Origin of the sequence: Halomonas fontilapidosi (assembly GCF_014192285.1) — a bacterium.
Lineage (GTDB): Bacteria > Pseudomonadota > Gammaproteobacteria > Pseudomonadales > Halomonadaceae > Halomonas > Halomonas fontilapidosi.
Genome location: NZ_JACHXQ010000006.1, coordinates 1 through 23,691 on the forward strand (window position 1 = coordinate 1; position 23,691 = coordinate 23,691).

The 23,691-nt window shown below is 67.2% G+C and carries 22 protein-coding genes and 1 pseudogene; 15 read left to right on the forward strand and 8 right to left on the reverse strand.

Annotated features, from left to right (window positions below):
* Positions 1 to 110 precede the first annotated feature (110 nt).
* Positions 111 to 587: a methylglyoxal synthase gene (locus FHR95_RS09805; RefSeq protein ID WP_183314253.1), complete on the forward strand. Its 477-nt coding sequence runs from the start codon at positions 111 to 113 to the stop codon at positions 585 to 587.
* 58 nt (positions 588 to 645) lie between these two features.
* Entirely contained in the window at positions 646 to 2,283 is a 1,638-nt protein-coding gene (gene pgi, locus FHR95_RS09810; RefSeq protein ID WP_183314254.1) for a glucose-6-phosphate isomerase, read from the forward strand.
* A 6-nt stretch (positions 2,284 to 2,289) separates the two neighbouring features.
* Here pgi and FHR95_RS09815 read toward each other — a convergent pair whose 3' ends face one another.
* Positions 2,290 to 2,682 carry a fluoride efflux transporter FluC gene (locus FHR95_RS09815; protein ID WP_183314255.1) on the reverse strand — a complete coding sequence of 131 codons (393 nt, stop codon included), beginning with the start codon at positions 2,680 to 2,682 and terminating at the stop codon, positions 2,290 to 2,292.
* Positions 2,679 to 3,068, reverse strand: coding sequence for a fluoride efflux transporter FluC (locus FHR95_RS09820; RefSeq protein ID WP_183314256.1), 390 nt, complete (start codon positions 3,066 to 3,068; stop codon positions 2,679 to 2,681). Before FHR95_RS09820 ends, FHR95_RS09815 begins: the two co-directional genes overlap by 4 nt.
* A gap of 324 nt (positions 3,069 to 3,392) precedes the next feature.
* On the opposite strand from FHR95_RS09820, the gene ybiO reads away from it, so the two are divergent.
* The gene (gene ybiO / locus FHR95_RS09825; protein ID WP_040183832.1) at positions 3,393 to 5,711 is read left to right on the forward strand and encodes a mechanosensitive channel protein; all 2,319 of its coding nucleotides are present in this window, start codon (positions 3,393 to 3,395) and stop codon (positions 5,709 to 5,711) included.
* Between the two features lie 87 nt (positions 5,712 to 5,798).
* Here the strand turns inward: ybiO and FHR95_RS09830 are convergent, their stop codons facing one another.
* The 5 genes from FHR95_RS09830 to hemC form a co-directional block, all read right to left on the reverse strand.
* Positions 5,799 to 7,154 carry an NCS2 family permease gene (locus FHR95_RS09830; RefSeq protein WP_040183831.1) on the reverse strand — a complete coding sequence of 452 codons (1,356 nt, stop codon included), beginning with the start codon at positions 7,152 to 7,154 and terminating at the stop codon, positions 5,799 to 5,801.
* A 206-nt stretch (positions 7,155 to 7,360) separates the two neighbouring features.
* Positions 7,361 to 8,608: a heme biosynthesis HemY N-terminal domain-containing protein gene (locus tag FHR95_RS09835; protein WP_040183830.1), complete on the reverse strand. Its 1,248-nt coding sequence runs from the start codon at positions 8,606 to 8,608 to the stop codon at positions 7,361 to 7,363.
* Positions 8,605 to 10,179, reverse strand: a complete 1,575-nt coding sequence (locus tag FHR95_RS09840) for a uroporphyrinogen-III C-methyltransferase (RefSeq protein ID WP_183314258.1) — start codon at positions 10,177 to 10,179, stop codon at positions 8,605 to 8,607. The genes FHR95_RS09835 and FHR95_RS09840 overlap by 4 nt, the downstream gene beginning before the upstream one ends.
* 6 nt (positions 10,180 to 10,185) lie before the next feature.
* Positions 10,186 to 10,980 carry a uroporphyrinogen-III synthase gene (locus FHR95_RS09845; protein ID WP_183314259.1) on the reverse strand — a complete coding sequence of 265 codons (795 nt, stop codon included), beginning with the start codon at positions 10,978 to 10,980 and terminating at the stop codon, positions 10,186 to 10,188.
* Positions 10,980 to 11,921 (reverse strand): hydroxymethylbilane synthase, encoded by a 942-nt coding sequence (gene hemC / locus FHR95_RS09850; RefSeq protein ID WP_040183828.1) that lies wholly within the window; start codon positions 11,919 to 11,921, stop codon positions 10,980 to 10,982. Before hemC ends, FHR95_RS09845 begins: the two co-directional genes overlap by 1 nt.
* A 260-nt stretch (positions 11,922 to 12,181) precedes the next feature.
* Here hemC and argH point away from each other — a divergent pair, with 260 nt between their 5' ends.
* From argH to FHR95_RS09885, 7 genes and pseudogenes are all read left to right on the forward strand, one after another.
* Positions 12,182 to 13,600 carry an argininosuccinate lyase gene (gene argH / locus FHR95_RS09855; protein ID WP_040183827.1) on the forward strand — a complete coding sequence of 473 codons (1,419 nt, stop codon included), beginning with the start codon at positions 12,182 to 12,184 and terminating at the stop codon, positions 13,598 to 13,600.
* A pseudogene (gene lptM / locus FHR95_RS09860) lies at positions 13,600 to 13,710 on the forward strand (LPS translocon maturation chaperone LptM); the annotation flags it as partial. The gene argH and the pseudogene lptM, both read left to right, overlap by 1 nt.
* A gap of 56 nt (positions 13,711 to 13,766) precedes the next feature.
* Positions 13,767 to 15,047, forward strand: a complete 1,281-nt coding sequence (gene lysA / locus FHR95_RS09865) for a diaminopimelate decarboxylase (RefSeq protein ID WP_040183825.1) — start codon at positions 13,767 to 13,769, stop codon at positions 15,045 to 15,047.
* Positions 15,047 to 15,880: a diaminopimelate epimerase gene (dapF, locus tag FHR95_RS09870; protein ID WP_183314261.1), complete on the forward strand. Its 834-nt coding sequence runs from the start codon at positions 15,047 to 15,049 to the stop codon at positions 15,878 to 15,880. The genes lysA and dapF overlap by 1 nt, the downstream gene beginning before the upstream one ends.
* Before the next feature lie 27 nt (positions 15,881 to 15,907).
* Entirely contained in the window at positions 15,908 to 16,624 is a 717-nt protein-coding gene (locus tag FHR95_RS09875; protein ID WP_183314262.1) for a DUF484 family protein, read from the forward strand.
* A complete protein-coding gene (locus FHR95_RS09880) occupies positions 16,621 to 17,538 on the forward strand; it encodes a tyrosine recombinase XerC (protein WP_183314263.1) in 918 nt (305 codons plus the stop codon). The genes FHR95_RS09875 and FHR95_RS09880 overlap by 4 nt, the downstream gene beginning before the upstream one ends.
* Positions 17,535 to 18,278, forward strand: coding sequence for an HAD family hydrolase (locus FHR95_RS09885; RefSeq protein WP_183314264.1), 744 nt, complete (start codon positions 17,535 to 17,537; stop codon positions 18,276 to 18,278). The genes FHR95_RS09880 and FHR95_RS09885 overlap by 4 nt, the downstream gene beginning before the upstream one ends.
* A 108-nt stretch (positions 18,279 to 18,386) precedes the next feature.
* Here the strand turns inward: FHR95_RS09885 and yihA are convergent, their stop codons facing one another.
* Positions 18,387 to 19,016 carry a ribosome biogenesis GTP-binding protein YihA/YsxC gene (gene yihA, locus FHR95_RS09890; RefSeq protein ID WP_183314265.1) on the reverse strand — a complete coding sequence of 210 codons (630 nt, stop codon included), beginning with the start codon at positions 19,014 to 19,016 and terminating at the stop codon, positions 18,387 to 18,389.
* Between the two features lie 244 nt (positions 19,017 to 19,260).
* Here yihA and FHR95_RS09895 point away from each other — a divergent pair, with 244 nt between their 5' ends.
* The 5 genes from FHR95_RS09895 to FHR95_RS09915 all read left to right on the forward strand — a co-directional run bounded on the left by FHR95_RS09895 (position 19,261) and on the right by FHR95_RS09915 (position 23,576).
* Positions 19,261 to 19,881: a c-type cytochrome gene (locus FHR95_RS09895; protein WP_183314266.1), complete on the forward strand. Its 621-nt coding sequence runs from the start codon at positions 19,261 to 19,263 to the stop codon at positions 19,879 to 19,881.
* Positions 19,882 to 20,030: 149 nt separating this feature from the next.
* Entirely contained in the window at positions 20,031 to 20,663 is a 633-nt protein-coding gene (locus FHR95_RS09900) for a thiol:disulfide interchange protein DsbA/DsbL (protein WP_040183819.1), read from the forward strand.
* 1 nt (position 20,664) lies between these two features.
* Complete coding sequence (locus FHR95_RS09905) at positions 20,665 to 21,501, forward strand: endonuclease/exonuclease/phosphatase family protein (protein ID WP_183314267.1); 837 nt, start codon at positions 20,665 to 20,667, stop codon at positions 21,499 to 21,501.
* A 111-nt stretch (positions 21,502 to 21,612) separates the two neighbouring features.
* Positions 21,613 to 22,173 (forward strand): TRAP transporter small permease subunit, encoded by a 561-nt coding sequence (locus FHR95_RS09910; protein WP_183314268.1) that lies wholly within the window; start codon positions 21,613 to 21,615, stop codon positions 22,171 to 22,173.
* Positions 22,173 to 23,576 (forward strand): TRAP transporter large permease, encoded by a 1,404-nt coding sequence (locus FHR95_RS09915; protein ID WP_040183816.1) that lies wholly within the window; start codon positions 22,173 to 22,175, stop codon positions 23,574 to 23,576. The genes FHR95_RS09910 and FHR95_RS09915 overlap by 1 nt, the downstream gene beginning before the upstream one ends.
* Positions 23,577 to 23,691 lie beyond the last annotated feature (115 nt).

Genomic DNA, 23,691 nt, shown 5'->3' on the forward strand with positions numbered 1-23,691 from the left:
GGAGCAGGGCATCGCCGCGCCCGGCGACCACGTGATCCTCACCCGGGGCGATCACATGAATGCCCATGGCGGCACCAACACCCTGAAGATCCTCGCCGTGGAGGCCAGCCATGAGTGACACCCGCCCGCCACGCAACGTCAAGCGGACGCTGCCGGGCCGCAAGCGCATCGCCCTGGTCGCCCACGACGGCAAGAAGGAGGAACTGCTGGAGTGGGCGGCGCGCTGGCGGGAGACCCTGGCCGAACACACCCTGATCGGCAGCGGCACCACGGCGGGGCGTGTCTCGCATGCCCTGGGCCTCGCCGTGGAGGGCCTGATGAGCGGTCCGCTGGGTGGCGACCAGCAGATCGGCGCGCGCATTGCCGAACAGCGGCTCGACCTGCTGATCTTCTTCTGGGACCCCTTCGCGCCACAGCCCCACGACCCCGACGTCAAGGCGCTGCTGCGGCTGGCGGCACTATGGAACATTCCCGTGGCCTGCAACCCCGCCAGCGCCGACTTCCTCATCAGCTCGCCCTGGCTCGATCAGGAGTACGAGATGACCATCCCCGATGCCGGTGCCTGGGTCTCCTCCCGCACCGGCTGATCGCACCCCCTGCCCTGCCGAGACGTCGACAACGCTACCCAACCACAAGAGGTCGACCATGTTCCAGCTCACCCGCAGCGTCACCTGGCAGGCCCTCAAGGGCCTGCAGGCCGAGACCGCCTTTGATCGCATCCGCGACTACTTCGCCGCCGACCCGAAACGCTTCGAGAAGATGAGCCTGCGCGTCGGCGGGCTCTTCCTCGACTACTCCAAGCAGCCGGTCTCCGATGAGGTGCTGGCCACGCTGATCGAGCTCGCCGAACACTCGGCGCTGGTCCAGCGCCGCGCCCAGATGTTCTCCGGGGACATCATCAACGTCACCGAGGACCGACCCGTCCTGCATACCGCCCTGCGCAACCTTGGCCAGGGGCCGCTCAAGGTCGACGGCCAGGACGTGATGCCGGAGATCCAGCGCACCCGCGAGCAGATCCGCACCTTCTCCGAGGCGGTGCGCAACGGCGAGTGGACGGGCTTCGATGGCCAGCGCATCAAGGACGTGGTCAACATCGGCATCGGCGGCTCGGATCTTGGCCCCAACATGGCCTGCCGGGCGCTGCTCAAGCACCGCCATCCGGGGCTCGGCTTCCACTTCGTCTCCAACGTCGACGGCGCGCATATCCAGAAGGTGCTCAGCCGCCTCGACCCGGCCACCACCCTGTTCATCGTCTCCACCAAGACCTTCTCCACCCAGGAGACGCTGCTCAATGCCCATACCGCGCGCCGCTGGTTCCTGGACAACGCCGGCCCCGACGCCGACGTGGGCGCGCACTTCATCGCCGCCTCGACCAACAAGGCGGCGGCCATGGCGTTCGGCATCCGCGAGGAGAACGTCTTCGAGTTCTGGGCCTGGGTCGGCGGGCGCTACTCGATGTGGTCCTCCATCGGCCTGCCCATCGCGCTCTCCATCGGCTTCGACGGCTTCATGGAGCTGCTCGAGGGCGCCTATGAGATGGACCAGCACTTCCTCGCCGCGCCCTTCGCCGAGAACATGCCGGTGCTGATGGCGCTGATCGGCATCTGGCACATCAACTTCCAGGGCGCCGAGACCCAGGCCATCGTGCCCTACGACCAGGCGCTGCATCAGCTGCCGGCCTTCCTGCAGCAGCTCGACATGGAGTCCAACGGCAAGTCGGTGGATATCTTCGGCCACCCGGTGGACTACAAGACCGGGCCGATCGTCTGGGGCCAGACCGGCTCCAACGGCCAGCACGCCTTCTTCCAGCTGCTGCACCAGGGCACCCGCTACGTGCCGATCGACTTCATCGCCTCGCTCAAGCCCGAGCCGGGCATGGAGGAGCACCACTTCGCGCTGCTCACCAACATGCTGGCCCAGGCCAACGCCTTCATGGAGGGTAGCCAGACCGGCAGCCGCCTCGACCCCTACAGCTGCCCGGGCAACCGCCCCTCCAGCGTGCTGCTGCTCGACGAGCTCACGCCGAGAAACCTCGGTGCGCTGATCGCGCTCTACGAGCACAAGGTGTTCGTTCAGGGGGTGATCTGGAACATCAACTCCTTCGACCAGTGGGGGGTCCAGCTGGGCAAGCGCATCGCCGGCGAGATCAGCGAACGCATCGACGCCCACAGCCAGGACTTCGATGCCTCCACCCAGGGCCTGCTGGCGCTGGTACGCGATCACTTCCCCCGCGGCGGCGAGCCGTCGGGCAAGGGCGGCAAGAAAGGCAAGAGCGAGGAGTGAGGCCCCTCATCCGCGAGCGACCGCCAGTCGCTGACCGGTGTGGTATCCCGCCCAGGCAGCACCCAGCCACACCACGAGGCTGACCGCCACATAGCTCAGGGCCGTCGCAAGGCGGCCCTGATAGAGCAGGCTCAGTGTCTCCAGGCCATATAGCGAGAAGGTAGTGAAGCCAGCGCAGAAGCCGCCCACCAGAAAGGGCTGCCAGCGCGCGACCCGGCCACGGGTGCGGCGGGCGGCATAGGCGGCGAAGGCGACGATCAGCCAGGAACCGAGGCCGTTCACCGCCAGAGTGGCCCAGGGAAAGGCCGGCCCCGTCAGCGCCAGCGAGACGAGGTAGCGCAGCGTGGACCCCAGGGCACTGCCCAACCCCACCGCCCCATAGGCACGCCAGGCGATCATGGCAGGCCGCCCGCCAGCCAAACGCCGGCCGGCAGCGCGGCGCCCCCCGCTCCCAGCGTCAGGGCGACGTAGCCCACGGCCGCAACCCTGCGCCGCTGCTGCCAGAGCGTCAGGGTCTGCAGGCTGAAGGACGAGACGGTGGTGTAGCCGCCCAGCAGGCCGATGGCCAGCAGCGGCCAGGCCAGGCCCGCCTCGCGGTCGGGCAGGCCCAGCATCCCGGCCGCGAGACCCATCAGCAGGGCGCCACTCAGGTTGACCACCAGGGTCCCCCAGGGAAGACCGGCGTCCAGCCAACGGGCCACCAGATTGCCCACCGCCAGTCGTGCCATGCCGCCCAGTCCTCCGCCGCCGGCCACCGCCAGCAGCACCAGCGGGTCGATGCTCATCCACTCTCCAGACGTTGCGAGACAGGCCCCAGGAGGGTGGCGACCAGGCAAAAAAAGCCACCCGCTGAGGGTGGCCAAGAGTATCGCATGCTTGCCTTGCAGGAGCAGCGACCCAGAGATCACTGCTGGATCCAATATTGGCACAAAGTCGGCATGATGTACAATTCATGTACATGAAAGTTTGATGTCAACGTCCGGGTCGTGACCCTGAGACAAAGTCCGTATCATGCTGATGCCAGAGCGCGTCCCTTACGCCACACCTGACACCACCCCTGATACCTCATCGCCAACACGCCAAGAGACGGAGGTCACAGCGTGAACCCAATGCGAGCCCTTCCTGCCATCCTCGGCTGGCTGCTGATTGCCCTGCTGGCAATCGCCGCCCCGGCCCAGGCCCAGCAAGCTGACACCGGGAGCGAGCCGCCGGCCTACGCCACCCTGGCCGAGCTGCTCGAGAACGAGCAGTCACGCCAGCAGCTGATCGACCAGCTGCGCGGCATGGCAGGTGACGTCGCCGCCGCCGAACCGGCGAGTGCCGAAGAGAGCGCCGCTGGCGCCGAGCCCTCGCTGCCCAGGCAGCTGGCCGAAGCCACCAGCCGCATCGTCGGCGATGTCGGCACCCAGTTCACCAACCTGGTGGAGGTGCTCGGTGGGCTGTTCACCGGCAGTGCCGATGCCACCAGCAGCTTCGACACGGCCGCCTTCACCAGCGCCGCCATCAATCTGGGCCTGGTGATACTGGCCACCTTCGTGCTGTTCGTGGCCATCCGCCGGCTGGCCCGGCCGCTGTTCACGCGCATCAGCCAGTGGTCGCTCAACGGCCAAGGGCTGACCCCGGTGCTGCGCCTGGTCCTCTGCGTGGCCCTGGCGGCAGTGGTCGACGTGGCGGTGGTGGCCCTGGCCTACGTGGGAGGCAACCTGGTCGCCACCTTCGCGGTGGGCGAGACCGGCGAACTCTCCACCCGTGCCTCACTGTTCCTCAATGCCTTCCTGGTAATCGAGCTGCTCAAGGCGGCCGTGCGCATGCTCTTCTCGTCGCGCTACGAGGGGTTGCGCCTGCTGCCGGTGGGGGCCGAGGACGCCTCCTACTGGAATGGCTGGATCGCCCGCCTGATCGGACTGGTGGGCTATGGCCTGATGGTGGTGGTGCCGCTGGTCAACGTCTACCTGTCGCCGACCCTGGGCCAGAGCATCGGCACCCTGATCATGTTCGGCGCCTTCATTTATGCGGTCGCCGTGGTATTGCGCAACCGGGTTCGTCTGCGCGATGCGCTCAACCACAAGGCCGATAACGCCACCATGGCGGCCAGCCGGGTCTCGCTGCAGCTGTTGGCCCGCACCTGGCACCTATTCGCCCTGGCCTATTTCGTGATGGTACTGGTGCTGGTGCTGACCCGGCCCGCGGACGCCCTGCCCTTCGTGCTTGTCGCCACCCTCAAGACCATCGCCGCCGTGGTGGTGGGCCTGCTGGTCTCGAGCCTGCTGACCCAGACCATCGGCCGGCGCATCCGTCTCAGCGATGACCTGCGCCGCAAGCTGCCGCTGCTCGAGCCGCGGCTCAACAGCTACGTGCCCAATGCCCTGCGGGTGATCCGCACGCTGATCCTGATCACCGTGTTGATGGTGGTACTGAACGCCTGGGGCGCCTTCGACCTGGCGGCCTGGTACGCCTCCGAGGCGGGCCGCGGCCTGGTCGGCAAGGTGATCAGCGTGTCGGTGATCCTGGTGATGGCCGTGGGCGTCTGGCTGGGCCTGGCCAGCCTGATCGAGCACAAGCTCAACCCCGAGACCGGCAGCGGCGTGCCCTCGGCCCGCGCTCAGACCCTGCTGGCCCTGTTCCGCAACGCCCTGGCCATCGCCCTGATCACCATGACCCTGATGATCGTGCTGGCCGAGATCGGTATCAATATCGGCCCGCTGATCGCCGGTGCCGGTGTGCTGGGCCTGGCCATCGGCTTCGGCGCCCAGAAGCTCGTTCAGGACATCATCACTGGCATCTTCATCCAGGTGGAGAACGCCATGAACACCGGTGACGTGGTCACGGTGGGCGGCATCACCGGCACCGCCGAGAAGCTCAGCATCCGCTCGGTGGGCATCCGTGACCTCTCCGGCACCTATCACATCGTGCCCTTCTCTAGCGTGGACACCGTCTCCAACTACATGCGCGAGTTCGGCAACCATGTCGGCGAGTACGGCATCGCCTACCGCGAGAGCATCGATGAGGCCATCGAGCAGCTCAAGCTGGCCTTCGAGGATCTCCAGGCCAGCGAGGAGCACGGCCAAAAACTGCTGGAGCCACTTACCGTGGCCGGCGTCGTGGCGCTTGCCGACAGCTCGGTGAACATTCGGGTGGTCATCAAGACCACACCCGGCGACCAGTGGGCCGTGGGCCGCGCCTACAACCGCCTGGTCAAGCTGCGTTTCGACGAGGCCGGCATCGAGATCCCCTTCCCGCACACCACGCTCTACTTCGGTGAGGACAAGGAAGGCCGTTCACCGGCCGCCAACGTGCGGGTGCTGGAAGGCAAGGCACAGCACTCCCAAGGGCATTCGAACCACCAGGAGGATACCCAGCAGGGCGTTCAGGAGATTGCCGACCCCGAGCACCGCAATCCCACCGGAGGCGACGTCGAGGAGCCCTGACGCTCCGAGAACTCTGCTCGCGAAACACACAGCGGGGCTGCCGAAAGGCAGCCCCGCTGTGTGTCAGAGGCACAAGTGGGCGCTGCCTCAGTGGGTGGTCACCAGCATCAGCACGCTGAGTGCCGCCGAGATCCACATGGCCGGACGGATCGCTTCCAGACGCCCGGTGAAGAGCTTGATCAGCACGAAGGAGAGGAAGCCGAAGGCGATCCCCAGGGTAATCGAATAGGTCAGCGGCATCAGGATGATCGCCAGGAAGGCCGGGAAAGCCTCCTCGGCACACGCCCAGTCGATCTTCGCTACCGGCGCCAACATGAACAGCCCGACCAGCACCAGCGCCGGTGCCGTGGCAATGCCCGGTACCAGCGAGAGCAGCGGCGAGAGGAACAGGAACGGCAGGAAGAGCAGCGCGATGGTCACCGCCACCAGGCCGGTACGCCCGCCCTGGGCGACGCCGGCGCCGGATTCGATGAAGGTCTGAGCGGCGCTGGTACCAAGCGGCGCGGCGATCATCGAGGCGAAGGCATCCACGGTCATGGAGCGCTTGAGGTTACGCGGATTGCCGTCCTTGTCCTTGAGGTCCGCCGACTCGGAAAGCGCCATGAAGCAGGAAAGGGCATCGAAAAAATTGGTGAACAGCATCACGAAGATGAACGGCAGATAGGCGACCTTCAGCGCCCCCCAGATATCCACCTGCATTACCGCGCTGAAGTCGGGCCAGGCGGCCAGGCCGCTCCACTCCACCATGACCTCTTCGCCCCACAGACGGCCCATGGGGGCAGCCAGCAGGGTGGTCAGGGCGATACCCAGGATCAGCGCGCCGTTGAAGCGCAGCACGACCATGATCGCGGTGGCCATCATGCCGATGAAGAAGGTCACCAGGCTGGCATCGAAGTTGCCAAGCGTCACCAGGGTAGCCTCGCTGCCGACGATGAAGCCGGCGTTCTTCAGCCCGATGAAGGTGATGAAGAGGCCGATGCCGCAGGTGATGGCGTAGCGCAGCGAGGCCGGGATCGCCTCGATGATCGCCTCGCGGACGTTGAACATCGCCAGCACCGCGAACAGCACGCCGGACCAGAAGACGCAGCCCAGGGCCACCTCCCAGGAGAGGCCGGCGCCCAGCACCAGGGTGTAGGTAAAGAGCGCATTCATGCCCATGCCCGGCGCCACCAGGATGGGATTGCGCGCATAGAGCCCCATGGCCAGGCTACTCATGAAACTGATCAGCACGGTGGCGGAGAGGGCCGCCGAGAAGGGAATACCGGCATCCGAGAGAATCGCCGGGTTAACCACGATGATGTACATCGAGGCCAGGAAAGTGGCAACACCTGCAAGTACTTCAGTGCGCAGCGAAGTGCCACGCTCGTGTACACGGAAATAGCGCGCTATCCAGCGTCCTTCCGAGGCAGTGGGGGCGGCAGCGGCAGTCGTTGTCGGTTCCATGGCGGTATCCGTTGTTGTTGTGAATCGGGATGCGAAAGCGTCATCGCCCACTAGGGTAGGCAATTTCTGACCGATTGGACAACAAGCGGATTACTACCATGGTATACAAAAAGCGCTAATGCCTGGATACCGCGCGGCCGGGCAGCAAAAGGGGCGCCCGAAGGCGCCCCCTGGAGGCTGGATCACTGGCCGGTCCGGCAGACCGCTCAGGCCGTCTTGCTCTTCTTTTCCTCGTGCGCCTCTTCACTGGGCTGGGGCAGGGACGGCAATGACTTATCGAGCAGTTCGACACTCTGCCGATAGAAGAGCTGGCTCTTCTGGTGCTCGCCGAGGTTGGCAAACAGCCGGGCCAGCTCGGCGCAGGCCACCCCGCTGGGCCGCTGGCGCTGGCTCGCCTCGAAGTACTCCTGGGCCTTGCCCCAGTAGGCATTACGCAGCGACAGGCGCCCCAGGGTCAGCAGCAGATCCGGGTCGTTGGGCCGCTCCTGCAGCCACTTCTCGGCCACCGCCAGCTGCCGGCGAGCATCCACGTCGAGCAGACCGTAGCGCAGTACCAGCCGGCTGTCCCAATGCTCCTTGAGCGAGTGGCGCAACAGTCGCTCGGCGATGCCCTCCTCGTTGCCCCGCACCAGCGCCTCGGCATAGAGCACGATCAGATCGGTATTGGTGCGCAGGTAGTCAGGCATGTCGGCCCAGAGGTTGCGGACCCGCTCGACATCACCGGGATGGCGTGCCTCCTGGCCGATCAGCTCGCGGTAGGCGCGCTGCTCGAGCTGTTCGCGCTCCTCGCGCGAAATCAGCTGCTGGGCCCCCAGCCGGGGCATCAGGCGGCGCAAGCCATCCCAATCACTGACGCTGAGGTAGGCCTGCTTGAGCTGCTTGAGCACCTGGGGGTGATTCGGCAGGTGACGGTCCAGGCGGGTAAGGGTCGCCAGTGCCTCCTCATACTGCTGACGGTCCAGCATCAGCTGAGCCTGCATCAGACCCACCGCGGTGTCAGCCCCCTCAGTGCTCAGGTGGGCGCGCTTGAGGAGGGTGTCGGCCTGCTCGTAGCGCCCCTGATAGTGGGCCGCCAGGGCCGCCGAGAGGTAGTTGACCAACGGCGTGCTGGAGTCGTCGGCGGCCTTGACCAGCGACTTCTCGGCCTTCTTCCAGCGCCCCTCGGCCAGTGCCACCAGGCCGCGAACGGTGCGCTTCATGGCGGTGCGATTGCGCGCACGGCTGTTCCACACCTTGAAGCGACTGACCGGCCGCGTCAGGCGCATCAGCAGCCGCAGACCGAAGTGCAGCACGATGAAGACGGCCAGCAGCAGGACCAGGCCGAACCAGAAGGAGGTCTGGACGGAGGTGTCGCCCACCCGTACCAGCCAGTACCCCGGCACCGACATCATCAGCTGGCCGAACAGCGCCCCGAGCGCCAGGCCCAGGACAACGATCAGGATCAGCTTTCTCATGCGTCATCTCCCTGGCCGTCATTACGACTCTCGAAGCGCCGCTCGATGAAATTCGCCAGCGCCTGCTGGGAGCCGCTGATGTCGGGCAGTTCCGGACGGATGCTGCGCTGCTTGAGCTCCTCGAGGCGCGCGATCACCGACTGCACACCGCTGGCGCTGGTATCGTAATAGCCGCGGATCAGCGTCAGCGCCTTGTCGAGGCTGGCTTCATAGAGCTCCTGCTCTTCCTTGAGCAGCGCCAGCTGGGACTGTTCGAGTACCAGGCGCACGCTCTGGCGCAGATAGGACTCCTGCTCGGGCGAGATCAGTGCCTCCAGGGCCTGGTCGTGCTGGCGCACGGTGACCAGCTCCTTCAGCTCGTCGCCGAAGCGTGCCAGCTGCTCCTGCCAGCCGCCCGTGGGGGCCTCTTCGAGAACCGCCTCATCGGCGGAAAGCTCCTCGATATCCTGGGCCAGCGGTTGGCCGGCGAGCTGCTCCTGCTGGGCGTTGAGCGCCAGGTAGAGTCCGGTGCGGTCGACCTGGGGCACGGAATCCAGCGCGGCCAGCTCAGAGGCGATCTCGCGGCGCACCGGCATCAGGGCCGGATTGTCGGCCTCGCGCAGACGCTCATCGGCCGTGCGCAGCAGGGCAGCGGCGCCCTCGACATCACGCTCCAGCTGCAGGCGCTGGTTGGCCAGGCGCAGCAGATACGCGGCTTCGGCATGCAGCCAGTCGCGCTCGTCGGTGTCCTGCTCGCGAGACAGCTCATCCAGCACCTTGTCCAGCGTCTCATCGACGCTGCTGCGGTAGTTGGCGAACTCGCTGCGCAGGTCGGAAAGCGCAGCATCGAGGGCCGCGTCACGCTCGCTTTCAGCGCTCTCCAGCCGGCCCTCCAACTCGCCGAGCTCCGACTGGCTGACCACATCACCGGGCAGCGACGCAAGACGCTGCTGCTGGGCGTCAAGCTTCTGCCAGGCCTGCCAGCCAAACAGCACCACCCCGATGGCCAACAGGATCACCAGCACCAGGGCCAGGATGCCGGCCTTGCCACTCCCCTTACCGCCACCACCGGCAGGCTGGGACGTGCCAGAAGCTGCATCACCGCCTGCCGAGGCACGTGAAGAAGCGCCACCGGCGGCCTTGCTGGCCTTGGCCGACGTATCGGCACTGCCGGACTTGGCAGGTTTGTCGGTCTTATCGGCACTGCCCTTCGGATCAGCGGCGGGCTTGGCGCTGGAAGCCTGGCTTGCAGCCGATTTTTCCGGCGCGGGCTTTTCGGCCGCAGGCTTTTCCGCGGTGGGCTTGTCGCTGCCGGTTGCCGGCTTGTCGTCCGTTGCCGGACGGCTGGCGGACGTATCAGCCGTGCTGGAAGAGGTCTGCCCTGCGTCGGAGTCGCCGCCCGCAGCAGGCGTCTGCGTGGCGTCCGGCTTGGCCTGCGCCGCGCCGGCGGCCGGCTTGCCACCGGCCTTGTCGTAGCGACGCGATCGGCGCCTCCCAGAGGCGGCCGACTTGCCGGCCTCGCCCCCCGAGCTCGCCGATTGCGCGCCGGAGGGCGCCTGCTGTTCGTCCTGATCGTGTGGTTGCTTGCTCATCTGTCGCTAGCCCTTTTCGAGATCATCATGATCGACATCGGCCTCCTCCTGGGCGCTGCTCCTGGCGACCGCGACCGCCAGGGCGGCAGGCGTGGCACCCGACGCCACGACGGGGAAACGAAACCCTAGCCTGCCGGCCAGTGTAGCCAACCGGGCGCTGGAAACGATTAGCGGTTGGTTCAAGGCGGCGTCTGTGCACCATCTTGCCAGATGTTCGAGAATTTCTCCGCTACTGACCACCAGCGCTCGATAATCGCCGGCGTCGAGGCGCGCCTGCATGGCGGAATCAGGGGTGAGCAGGCGACGACGATAGACCGCCAGGCGCGTCACTCGCGCACCGCGTGCCGCCAGCGTCTCGGCAATCAAGGGGCGACCCCCTTCGCCGGCGACCAGCAGCACGCGCCGCTCTTCCAGGGTCTGCAGGGAGGCGAGCCGCAGCAGCGCCTCGCTGGTATCCTCGCCGGCCGACGGCGAGGGCACGTGAACCCGCACCCCCAGCCGCCGATGCAACAGCGCGGCGGTGGACGCACCTACGGCATAGTAGTCGATGCCTATCGGCCGCTGTGGCCAGTAGCGATCCAGCGCCTCAACCAGACACTCGGCCGCAAAGGGACTCACCACCACTACCTTGTGGAAGTGATCGATATCCATCCAGGCGGACCGCGTCGCCGGCGCTTCCGGCAGCGGCTCGAGATGCATGACGTCCAGACGCATCACATCGAGGCCACGGGCCTCGATGGCAGCGGCAAGAGGGCCAGCCCGCTCGCCGGGTCGGGAAATCAGTACCGGAAGGTCCGCCATCAGCCGGCGCCGTAAACCTCGGCGAGAATCTCGCCGGCGCCCTGCTCGAGCAGTTCCTCGGCGACGCGAATGCCCAGCGCTTCAGGCTCGTGCATCGAGCCACGCCCCTCGGCGCGCAGCACCTGGGTGCCGTCCGGATTGCCTACCAGGGCACGCAGCCAGAGGGTCTGGCCGTCATCCTCGAACACCGCGTGGCCGCCGATGGGCACCTGGCAGCCGCCCTCCAGCCGGGTGTTCATGGCGCGCTCGGCACGCACCCGAGTGGCGGTCGTGGCATCGTCCAGCGGGGTAAGCAGCGCGAGCAGCTCGGGGTCGTGGAGGCGACACTCAATGCCCAGCGCGCCCTGGCCACAGGCCGGCAGGCAGACCTCGGGAGGCAACTCCATGGTGATGCGGTCGTCGAGTCCCAGTCGCCGCAAGCCGGAAGTGGCCAGCAAGATGGCATCGAACTCGCCGTCGTCGAGCTTGCCCAGGCGGGTCTGGACGTTGCCGCGCAGGCTCAGCACCTCGAGGTCGGGGCGCGCCTCGCGCATCTGCAGACCACGCCGCAGGCTCGAGGTGCCGATACGTGCGCCTTCGGGCAGCTCGTCCAGGGACGCATAGTGGTTGGAGATGAAGGCGTCGGTGGGCTCGGCGCCCTCGAGGATCACCGAGAGCCCCAGGCTCTCGGGGAAGTGCATGGGCACGTCCTTCATGGAATGCACGGCGATGTCGGCGCGGCCGTCGAGCATCGCCTCCTCGAGCTCCTTGACGAACAGCCCCTTGCCGCCGACCTTGGCCAGCGGCGTATCGAGGATCTTGTCGCCGCGAGTGGACATGGCCACCAGTTCCACTTTCAGGCCGGGATGAGCGGCCATCAGTCGGTCGCGGACATGCTCGGCCTGCCACATGGCCAGTTGACTCTTGCGGGTGGCGATACGCAGGGTATTGATGGCTTGCACGTGGTTCTCCCGTACCGGGTTGCCTGCCGTTGGCGCGCATGCTGCCGGCGCCCGGTGATGATATGAATAACGTCATCATAAAGCACCGCGCGGAGCAGGAAAAATCGCGTTATCCCACGGCGACCTTCCACTGCCGCCCCTCGCCAGCTTCGCGGACTCTGGTACACTTTCCGCCATGTCACGGCGGCGCCGCCCCGCAGGCGCTGCGGCCGGTCTACCGGCCGTCACCCACGCAATCATCTAGCAGGATGCCCAGTCCGATGAGCCCGAGTTCACCCAACCCCGGCACCAACCAGTCCTGGGGCGGCCGTTTCAACGAGCCCACCGACGCCTTCGTCGAACGCTTCACCGCATCGGTCGACTTCGACCAGCGCCTCGCACTCCATGACATTCAGGGCTCGATCGCCCATGCCACCATGCTGGCCCAGGTCGGCGTGCTGACCGACCAGGAGCGCGACGCCATCATCGAAGGCCTCGGCGAGATCCGCGGCGAGATCGCGTCTGGCACCTTCGAGTGGTCCGTGGCCCTCGAGGACGTGCATATGAACATCGAGGCGCGGCTCACCGACAAGATCGGCATCACCGGCAAGAAGCTGCACACTGGCCGCTCGCGCAACGACCAGGTGGCCACCGACATCCGCCTCTTCCTGCGCGACGAGATCGACGTGGTCAGCGCCGAGCTGGCCCGCCTGCGCGACGGGCTGATCACGCTGGCCGACCGCGAGGCCGGCACCATCATGCCCGGTTTCACCCACCTGCAGACCGCTCAACCGGTCACCTTCGGCCACCATCTGCTGGCCTGGCAGGAAATGCTGGCTCGCGACCACGAGCGCCTGCTCGACTGCCGCCGGCGGGTCAACGTGCTGCCGCTGGGTGCGGCAGCACTGGCCGGCACCACCTATCCCATCGACCGTCACGTCACTGCCGAACTGCTGGGCTTCGAGCGGCCCGCTGAAAACAGCCTCGATGCGGTCAGCGATCGCGACTTCGCCATCGAGTTTACGGCCTTCGCCAGCATCCTGCTGATGCATCTGTCGCGCATGAGTGAGGAGCTGGTGCTGTGGACCAGCGCCCAGTTCGACTTCATCGATCTGCCCGACCGCTTCTGCACCGGCTCGTCAATCATGCCGCAGAAGAAGAACCCCGACGTGCCGGAGCTGGTGCGTGGCAAGACGGGCCGGGTGTATGGCCACCTGATGGGCCTGCTGACCCTGATGAAGTCCCAGCCGTTGGCCTACAACAAGGACAACCAGGAGGACAAGGAGCCGCTGTTCGACAGCCTGGATACCGTCAAGGGTTGCCTGCGCGCCTTTGCCGACATGGTGCCGGCCATCGAGGCCAAGACCGACAACATGCAGGAAGCGGCACGCAAGGGGTTCTCCACCGCCACCGACCTCGCCGACTACCTGGTACGCAAGGGCGTAGCCTTCCGCGACGCCCACGAGATCGTCGGCCAGTCCGTGGCCTTCGGCCTCAGGGAGCAGAAGGACCTCTCCGAGATGCGCCTCGAGGAGCTCAAGCAGTTCTCCGACACCATCGAGGCAGATGTCTTCGAGGTGCTGACCCTGGAGGGCTCGGTGGCCGCCCGTAATCATATCGGCGGTACCGCCCCGGATCAGGTGCGCGCCGCGGCCCAGCGGGCCCGCGATGCCCTGGCGACCCTGACGGGCCAGGTCTGATGCCTCGCCTCGCCCCCTTGACCATGGCACTGGTCGTGGCGTTGGCCCTAGCCGGCTGCGGCCAGAAAGGGCCGCTCTACCTGCCCGGCGATGAGGCGGCCGCCGAACGCTACGACCCTGCCGGCCAGCAGGATGACGACACCGCCCGAGACGACGAGAGCTAGGCATGGACCATTTCGAATACCGCGACGGCGTCCTCTATGGCGAGGACGTGCCGCTCACCCGTATCGCCGATGAGGTCGGCACCCCCTGCTACGTCTACTCGCGGGCTACGCTGGCACGCCACTTCCGCGCGTATACCGAGGCGCTGGGTAGCCATCCGCACCTGATCTGCTATGCGGTGAAGGCCAACAGCAACCTGGCGGTGCTGGGACTGCTGGCGAGGCTCGGCGCCGGCTTCGACATCGTATCAATGGGCGAACTGGAGCGGGTGCTGGCCGCCGGCGGCGACCCGGCCAAGGTGGTGTTCTCCGGGGTGGCCAAGCAGGAAGCCGAGATGGCCCGGGCGCTGGAGGTGGGCATCAAGTGCTTCAACGTCGAGTCGCGCCCGGAGCTGGAGCGCCTCGATGCCGTGGCCGGCCGGCTCGGCAAGGTGGCCCCGGTGTCGCTGCGGGTTAACCCGGACGTGGACGCGGGTACCCACCCCTATATTTCCACCGGGCTAAAGGACAACAAGTTCGGCATCCCGGTGGACGAGGCGCTGGCCGTCTACGAGTTCGCCGCCACGCTGCCCCACGTGGACATTACCGGGCTGGACTGCCATATCGGTTCCCAGCTCACCGAGCTCTCGCCCTTCCTCGACGCCCTGGAGCGGCTGCTGCTGTTGCTCGAGCGCCTGCGCGAGCGCGGCATCGAGGTGGAACACCTGGACCTGGGCGGCGGTCTCGGCGTGCCCTACCAGGACGAGCGGCCACCGGCACCCTTCGACTACGCCACTGCGCTGCTCGAGCGTCTATCGAAGTGGCCGGGCAGCGAGCACCTGACGCTGCTCTTCGAGCCGGGCCGCTCCATCGCCGCCAATGCCGGGGTGCTGCTGACGCGCGTCGAGTTTCTCAAGCCCGGTGAGACGAAGAACTTCGCGATCGTCGACGCGGCCATGAACGACCTGATCCGCCCCGCGCTCTACCAGGCCTGGCAGGCGATCCTCCCGGTCGATACGCGTCGCCCGCGGACGAGCATCGTCTACGACGTGGTGGGCCCGGTCTGCGAGACCGGCGATTTCCTCGGCAAGGATCGCGCACTGGCCATCGACGCCGGCGACCTGCTGGCGGTACGTTCCGCCGGCGCCTACGGCTTTGCGATGGCCTCGAACTACAACAGCCGCCCACGCCCCGCCGAGGTGATGGTCGACGGCGAATCCGTCCACCTGGTGCGCCGCCGCGAACGCCTGGAAGAGCTCTGGGCCGGCGAATCGCTGCTGCCCGACGACCGGGGGGAAGCACGCTGATGCTGCTGCACTTCACCAAGATGCAGGGGCTGGGCAACGACTTCATGGTGGTCGACCTGGTCACCCAGCGGGCACGCCTGGGCGACGACCAGATCCGCCAGCTGGCCGACCGGCGCTTCGGCATCGGCTTCGACCAGCTGCTGGTCGTCGAGCCGCCGCGGGACCCGGAGATGGACTTTCGCTACCGGATCTACAACGCCGACGGCAGCGAGGTGGAGAACTGCGGCAACGGTGCCCGCTGCTTCGCCCGCTTCGTGCGCGACCAGCGCCTGACCCACAAGCACGAGATTCATGTCGAGACCGCCGGCGGGCCCTTGACCCTGGTGGTCGAGGATGACGGCCGGGTTCGCGTCGACATGGGAATGCCACGCTTCGCCCCCGAGGCGCTGCCCTTCGACGCCGCCGAGGATCGCCCGCTGCACCCGCTGGACGTCAACGGCGAGCGCCTCGAGGCGGGCGTGGTCTCGATGGGCAATCCCCATGCGGTGCTGCAGGTCGACGATGTCTACACGGCACCCGTCGAGCGACTGGGGCCAGCCATCGAGGCGCATCCGCGTTTCCCGCGGCGCGTCAACGTGGGCTTCATGCAGGTGATATCTGCCCATGAGATACGCTTGAGGGTGTACGAGCGTGGCAGCGGCGAGACCCTGGCCTGCGGCACCGGCGCCTGCGCCGCAGTGGCCTGCGGGATTCGCCAGGGGCTGCTGGAGAGTCCGGTCAACGTGCACCTGCGCGGCGGCGATCTGCGCATCGAGTGGGCCGGCGGCGACGCGCCGCTGATCATGAGCGGTCCCGCGGAGCGCGTCTTCGACGGCCGCGTCGTCCTCAACTGAGTTATACCCCCCAGAGGAGAAGCTCCCATGACCCGAGCCGCCCCCGACCCGCGCAAGACCCTCGACCCCGATCGGGTGGCCCAGTGGCTGGCCTGTCATCCGGACTTCTTCGTCGGCCGCGAGGGCCTTTTGCAGCAGCTCAAGGTCCCGCATCCCGAGGCTCGAGGCACCACCTCGCTGCTCGAGCGGCTGGTCCTTGACCTGCGTTCCCGCGCCGAGCAGGCCGAATGGCGCCTCGAGCAGTTACTGGAGTCGGCCCGTCACAACGAGGGCCAATACCGCCGCACCCGCGAGCTGGTGCTGGCGCTGCTCGAGGCGGAGGACAATGACGCCCTGGGCCAGGCGCTGGCGACTCAACTGGCCGAACGTTTTCACACCCCGGCGGTAGCGCTGTGGTGTCCGGCCAGCCTCACCGATGACGAACCGCGTCCGCCCCAGGCCCCGCGACAGGTCCTCGACGACCATTCCGGGAAACGCCTGTCCGCCCTGCTAGATGGCCGTGCCAGCCGCTGCACGCGACTGACCCCGACCGACTGGAAGCGCCTGTTGCCTCATGTGCCGGCACCCGACAAGGCCGGCTCCTGTGCCCTCTCGCGGCTGACCCTGGGTGAGCCGCTGGGCTACCTGGTGCTGGCGAGCCCCGACCCAGACCACTTCCGCGCCAGCATGGATACCCTATTCACCGAGTACGTGGGCGACGTGGTGGCGCGGCTGCTGGTGCGCATGGCCCCGAGCGCGCCATGAGCGGTTGTGTCCTGGGCCACGACATCGACACTTTCCTGGCCGGGCTGGCCCGCACCGCCCGTCCGGCCACGGTGGATGCCTACCGGCGAGACCTGGCGGCCCTGGCGGCATTCCTCGAGGCCGAGGCCATCGACGACTGGTCGCGGCTGGATGCCGCCCTGCTGCGCCGCTTCCTGGCCAGCGAGCGCCTCCGCGGGCAGGCCCCGCGCAGCCTAGCTCGACGCCGGGCCGCCATCTCGCGCTTCGCCCGGCACCTGGTGACGGCTGGACGGCTCCAGCACAACCCGGTGCCGCTGGTACCGGCCCCTCGCCAGCCCCGACATCTGCCCCATCCGCTGGACGTTGACCAGCTGGCGCGGTTTCTCGATACGCCCCACGACGGCTCGCCCCTGGCACGGCGCGACCAGGCGATGCTGGAGCTCTTCTACTCGAGCGGCCTGCGCCTGGCCGAACTGGCGGCGCTGGACCTCGGCGACCTCCAGCCACAGCGGGTGCGGGTACTGGGCAAGGGCGGCAAGCCGCGCCAGGTGCCGGTGGGCCGTCGGGCACGCCAGGCGCTGGACGCCTGGCGCACGGTACGCGGCCAGCTGGCGGACAGCGATACGCCGGCACTGTTCGTCGGGGTGCGCGGTGGCCGGCTGGGCCATCGCGCCATTCAGAAGCGGCTGGCCGAACTGGCCAGGACCCGGGGCCTGGCCGAGCACCTCCATCCACACCGACTGCGCCACTCCTTCGCCAGCCACCTGCTGGAGTCGAGCCAGGACCTGCGGGCCGTGCAGGAGCTGCTGGGCCATGCGGACCTGGCCACCACCCAAGTCTACACCCGGCTCGACTGGCAGCATCTGGCGGCGAGCTACGACGCGGCGCATCCGCGTGCGCGGCGCCGCGCCGACGATGCCGGAGAGCCGTCATGACCCTGCAGGCGATCACCTTCGACCTCGACGACACCCTGTGGGACAACCGCGGCGTGATGGCGCGCACCGAGACCGGCCACTACGCCTGGCTCGACGAGAGCCTGTCTGCCTGGCTGGCCGACCGCGGCGAAACCCATCTCGGCCGCTTCACCGAGCGCTTGCCGCTGGATGCCTACCAGACCGCTCGCCGCGAGCTCGCCGAGCGATACCCGCTGCGTCGGGGGGATTTCAGCTGGCTGCGCGAACGCGCGCTCGTCGAGCTGCTGGAGGCCTTCGGGCTGCCGCGCAGTGCTGCCTGGCTGTGGGCCGCGGCGACCATGGCGCGCTTTCACGAACTGCGTCTGCAGGTCACGCCGCATCCCGAAGTCGAGCCACTGCTCGCCAAGCTCGGCGACCGCTACCGACTGGGCGCCATCACCAACGGCAACCTGGCGCTGCATCGCCTGGCGCTGCACCGCCACTTCCGCGTGGTCATTGCCGCCGGTGAGATCCAGGCGCCCAAGCCCGACGCCCGCCCCTTTCTCGCCGCCCTGGCCAGGCTGGCCACCCCGCCCTCCCGGGCGCTGCATGTAGGTGACTCCTGGAAGGAGGACGTACTGCCGGCACAGCGCCTGGGGATGCAGGTGGCCTGGATCGCCGCCGACACCCCCCATGCCGGCGAGCTCCCCGCGGGGGTGTACCGCCTGCGCCACGTGCGGGAGCTGCCGGCGTTGATTGCCAAACTGGAAGAGCAGCAGTGAGACGGGCGAGCAGGGCCGCCGGAGGTCGGCAGCGTCCGAGGTGATGTTCACAGCGCCTTCAGGCCGGTCCCGCTAAAGGCGTTTCCGCGGGTTAGCTCCGATTGACCCTTATCCTTCGTTAGGCTCCAGCAGCCACTGGTCGAGGCGCTCGTGCACCTCCTCGATGCCCTGCTTCTTGAGCGCGGAGAAGAGCTGGATGCTCACCAGGTCTTCCCATTCGCGCAGCCGTGAACGCACCTGTTGCAGGGCACTCTTGGCGGCACCGCTCTTGAGCTTGTCGGCCTTGGTCAGCAGGATGTGCACTGGCATGTTCGCCTCGTCGGCCCAGCCAAGCAGGGTCTCGTCGAATTCCGTCAGCGGATGGCGCACGTCCATCACCAGCACCAGGCCTCGCAGCGAACCGCGGCGGCGCAGGTAGTCGGAAAGATGGCGCTGCCACTCCCGCTTGACCTGCTCGGGCACCTTGGCATAGCCATAGCCCGGCAGATCGACCAGACGATGGTCGCTATCCTCGCCCAGCGTGAAGAAGTTGATCAGCTGGGTACGCCCCGGCGTCTTGGAGGTCCGGGCCAGCGCCTTTTGCCGCGTGACGGCATTGATAGCACTGGATTTTCCGGCATTGGAGCGGCCCGCGAAGGCCACCTCGACCCCGTCGTCCGGCGGGCACCTGGCCAATGTCGGGGCGCTGGTGAGGAAGCGCGAGGCCTGATAATTGAGACGGGAAGGGAGTCGCGACATGGCGAAAAAAATCCTGACGTTGATCAAGGGCGCCACGGCTTGCATTCCCGCGGCTCGGGTGTTCCGTTATAATGCAGTGTCTTTGTCTGCGACCCGGGGCGCGTCAGTATACCACCGTGCTCCCGCCGTCAGCGACCGACCACGGCACGTCGGCGACGACCGGCCACAGGGCACCCGGCCTCGAGGATCGGGCGGCACCCGGGGTACGTACCGTCCAACAATGTAACGGGAAAGTGGAACAGCGATGAGAAAGCTACTGGCAAGCCTGGCAATCACCGTGGGCGCCGTCGGCGTGGCCCACGCAGACCTTCAAGCGGACGCCGATGCGGCGGCGGGCAAGGACAAGGCGCAGGCCTGTGCCGCCTGCCATGGCCAGCAGGGCATCAGCCCCACCGGCGCCTTCCCCAACCTGGCCGGTCAGCAGGCCTCCTACCTGGCCAAGCAGATCATGGACATCCGTGACGGCCGACGCATGGTGGCCCAGATGGCCGGCCAGGTGGACAACTTCTCCGACCAGGACGCCTGGGACGTCGCCGCCTACTTTGCCGACATGGAGCCGGCCCTGGGTCAGGTCGATGCCGACGAGGCGCTGATCGAGCGTGGCCGCACATTGTACCGCGCCGGCGACATGGCCAAGGGCATCCCCGCCTGTGCCGCCTGCCACTCACCGACCGGCGAGGGCATCGGTAGCGCTGTCTATCCGGCGCTCTCCGGCCAGCACCCCGAGTATACCCTGAGTACTCTGCAGGACTTCGCCTCTGGCGCGCGGAACAACTCGCCGGCCAACATGATGAGCGATATTGCCTCCAAGATGAGCGATCGCGACATGGAAGCCGTCGCCAACTACGTGCTGGGCCTGCACTGAGGCCGACCCGGCGCACGCTGTGCTGGCACCCAAGGGCGGCCGTTGGCCGCCCTTGGCGTCTGCGGGGAACCCCACCCCGGCAAGGGACTCAAAGGCCAGCGATGTGCCACCTGTCGGCACCTGAACCATGTCCCTTCAAGGAGATCCCCATGCTCAAGCCGCTGATGTTCGTCCTCGCCGGCCTCGCCCTGCCGGGCCTGGCCAGCGCTCAGTCACTGGTCGAGGGCGAACACTACGAGGTGCTCGACAACCCGGTGGAAACCCAGGTCGAGGACGGCCGTATCGAGGTGACCGAGGCCTTCTGGTACGGCTGCCCTCACTGCTACAACCTGGAGGCACCGCTCAACGCCTGGGTGGCCGAGCAACCCGACGATGTCGCCTTCCAGCGCATGCCGGCCACCATGGGCGGCGACTGGAACACCCATGCCTTCGCCTTCTATGCGGCTCAGGAGTTGGGCATCCTCGACGACCTGCATGACGACTTCTTCCACGCCATCCATGAGGAGGGCCGCAGCCTCACCGATCCCGAGGCCATCGCGGCGTTCTTTAGTGACTACGGCGTCAGCGAGCAGGAAGCCCAGCAGGCGTTGAACTCCTTCGCCGTCAAGGGCAAGGTCAACCAGGCCCATGCCCGTATGCGCCAGATGCAGTTGATGGGCGTGCCAGCGCTGATCGTCGACGGCCGTTATCTGATCTCGCCGAGCTCGGCCGGTAGCCTCGATAACATGCCCCAGGTGGCCGGCGCCCTGGTCGAGCGGGTCCGCGAGGAGCAGGCAGACTGAGATGTCTCACCTGGCCGACGCAAGGACGCCACTGCTGGACGGCGGCCACCTCAAGCTGCTCACCTTCAATCTGCAGGTGGGCATCCAGACCTCGGCCTACCATCACTATCTGACGCGCAGCTGGCAGCACCTGCTGCCGCATCCGAACCGGCTGCGGCGTCTGGACATGATCGGCGAGGTACTCGGCCGCTTCGACATCGTCGGCCTCCAGGAGGCCGACGGGGGCAGCTTTCGCTCGAGCCAGGTCAACCAGGTGGAATACCTCGCCAGCCATGCCGGCTTTCCCCACCACTTCCAGCAGCTCAACCGCAACCTGGGCCGCATCGCCCAGCACAGCAACGGCCTGCTCTCACGACTGTCCCCGAGCCGCATCGAGGAGTATCGCCTGCCCGGCACCCTGCCCGGCCGCGGTGCTATCCATGCCCGCTACGGGGAGGGGCCGGATGCCCTGCACCTGTTCGTCGCCCACCTGGCGCTGAGCCACCGCGGCCGGGTACGCCAGCTCGACTATCTCAGCGAGATCATCCAGCCGTTGCGCCACGTCGTGGTGATGGGAGACCTCAACTGCACACCGGAACAGCTCCATGGCCATGCGCGATTCCGCGCCTCCCTGCCGCTGCATCCGGTTCGCCCGCCGCTCAGCTACCCCTCCTGGCAGCCGCGCCGGGCGCTGGATCACATCCTGCTCTCGGAGTCCCTCCAGGCCGACGAGGTACGGGTGCTCGACCACCTCTTCTCGGATCATCTACCGATTGCCGTGGACGTCCGTCTGCCCAAGGCCTGTCTCGACACCTGCCTGGCCGTCAGCCGAAGGGAGACCCGACGGCAGCGGCGCTGACGACCACGGCTCCGTCAAGTCAACGTTGGCTCGCGTGGCAGCTGCCAAGGCAACGCTATGCGAAGATAGGGGAAAACCCCACGCCAAGCCCGAACAGCGAGACCCACACCCATGGCCCAATCCCGTGAGCTGCCAGGCTTTCTTGCCTGGCTCGACCGTGCCTCGGAATGGCTCGGCAGGAGCCTTTCCTGGCTGATCCTGGCGATGATGCTCGTCCAATTCCTGATCGTGGTGCTGCGCTACGCCTTCAGCTTCAACAGCATCCCCATGCAGGAGTCGGTGATGTACATGCATGCCACCGTCTTCATGCTGGCCGCGGCCTGGACCCTCAAGCATGACGGCCATGTGCGTGTGGATATCTTCTACCGCGCCATGACGCCAAAGCGCAAGGCGCTGGTCGACCTCTGCGGCACCCTCTTCCTGCTGCTGCCGGTGATGGTCTTCGTGATCCTGACGAGCATGGGCTATGTGAGCAAGTCGTGGCGCATCTTCGAGGGCTCACCCGATTCCGGCGGCATCCCCGGGGTCTTCCTGCTCAAGACGCTAATCCCGCTGTTCGCCGGGCTGATGATCCTCCAGGCGTTGGTGGAGGCGAGCCGCCACTTCTTGGTCCTTACCGGACGCATGGATCCCACCGACAATGCCCACGACCATGCCGAGGAGCGCCTGTAATGCTGGAGTTCATGCCGCTGGTGCTCTTTCTCGTCATCTGCCTGGTGCTGATGGCCGGCTATCCCGTCGCCCTGTCGCTGGCCGGCACCGCCCTGGCCTTCGCCGGCCTGGGGCTGGGCCTCGAGGCCCTGGGGGTCGATGCCCACTTCGATGGCGGCTACCTGGGCGCCTTCCCCAATCGCCTCTACGGCATCATGACCAACCAGACCCTGCTGGCGGTGCCGCTGTTCGTGCTGATGGGCGTGCTGCTGGAGAAGTCCAAGGTCGCCGAGACCCTGCTCGAGGCCATGGCCATGCTGTTCGGCTCGCTGCGCGGGGGCCTCGGCATCTCGGTGACCCTGGTAGGGATGCTGCTGGCGGCCTCGACCGGCATCGTCGGCGCCACCGTGGTCACCATGGGCCTGATGTCGCTGCCGACCATGCTCAAGCGCGGCTACAGCATGCCGCTGGCCACCGGCACCATCTGCGCCACCGGCACCCTGGGCCAGATCATCCCGCCCTCCATCGCCCTGGTGCTGCTGGGTGACGTGCTCTCCTCGGCGTACCAGCAGGCCCAGCTCTCCATGGGAATCTTCAGCCCCAAGACGGTCTCGGTGGGCGACCTGTTCATGGGCGCCCTGGTGCCAGGGCTAGTCCTGGTGGTGCTCTACATCAGCTATGTTTCCGTGGTCGCCTGGCTAAGGCCGCAATCCGCCCCGGCCGTCGATCGCCAGGAGCTGATGGCCGAGCTCGGCCACGAGGGCGGCCTGGGATGGCTGCTGCTCAAGGGGCTGGTGCCGCCCATCGTGCTGATCATTGCCGTGCTGGGCTCGATTCTCGGCGGCTTCGCCACGCCCACCGAGGCCTCGGCGGTGGGGGCCTTCGGCGCGATGGTGCTGGCCCTGGCCTATCGCCGGCTGGACCTCGCGACGCTGAAGGAGGTGCTGCGCTCGACGACCCACGTCACCACCATGGTGTTCATGATCCTGATCGGCGCCGCGCTCTTCTCGCTGGTGTTCCGCGCCTATGGCGGCGAGGAGCTGGTCACCGACCTGTTCGAAAACATGCCCGGCGGCGTGGTGGGCGCGACGCTCATCGTGATGCTGGTGATCTTCCTGCTCGGCTTCATTCTCGACTTCATCGAGATCACCTTCGTGGTGGTGCCCATCGTTGGCCCGATCCTGCTGGCGATGGGGCTCGACCCCATCTGGCTGGGCATCATGATCGCCATCAACCTGCAGACCTCGTTCCTGACGCCGCCGTTCGGTTTCGCGCTCTTCTACCTGCGCGGCGTGGCCCCGGAGTCGGTGCCCACCTCGGCAATCTACAAGGGGGTGATCCCGTTCATCGGGCTACAGCTTTGCATGCTGCTGGCCCTGGCCTGGTTCCCGGAACTGGCCACCTGGCTGCCGGATCAGTTCTGATCGGCCGACACCCGATGCAGAGGTCGACGGCCCGCCAGCAGGCGCCTCGGCACTTGGCGATTTCCGGCACCGCTCGCGGTGCCGCCCGCGTGGCCACGGTGGCCGCCGGACACAC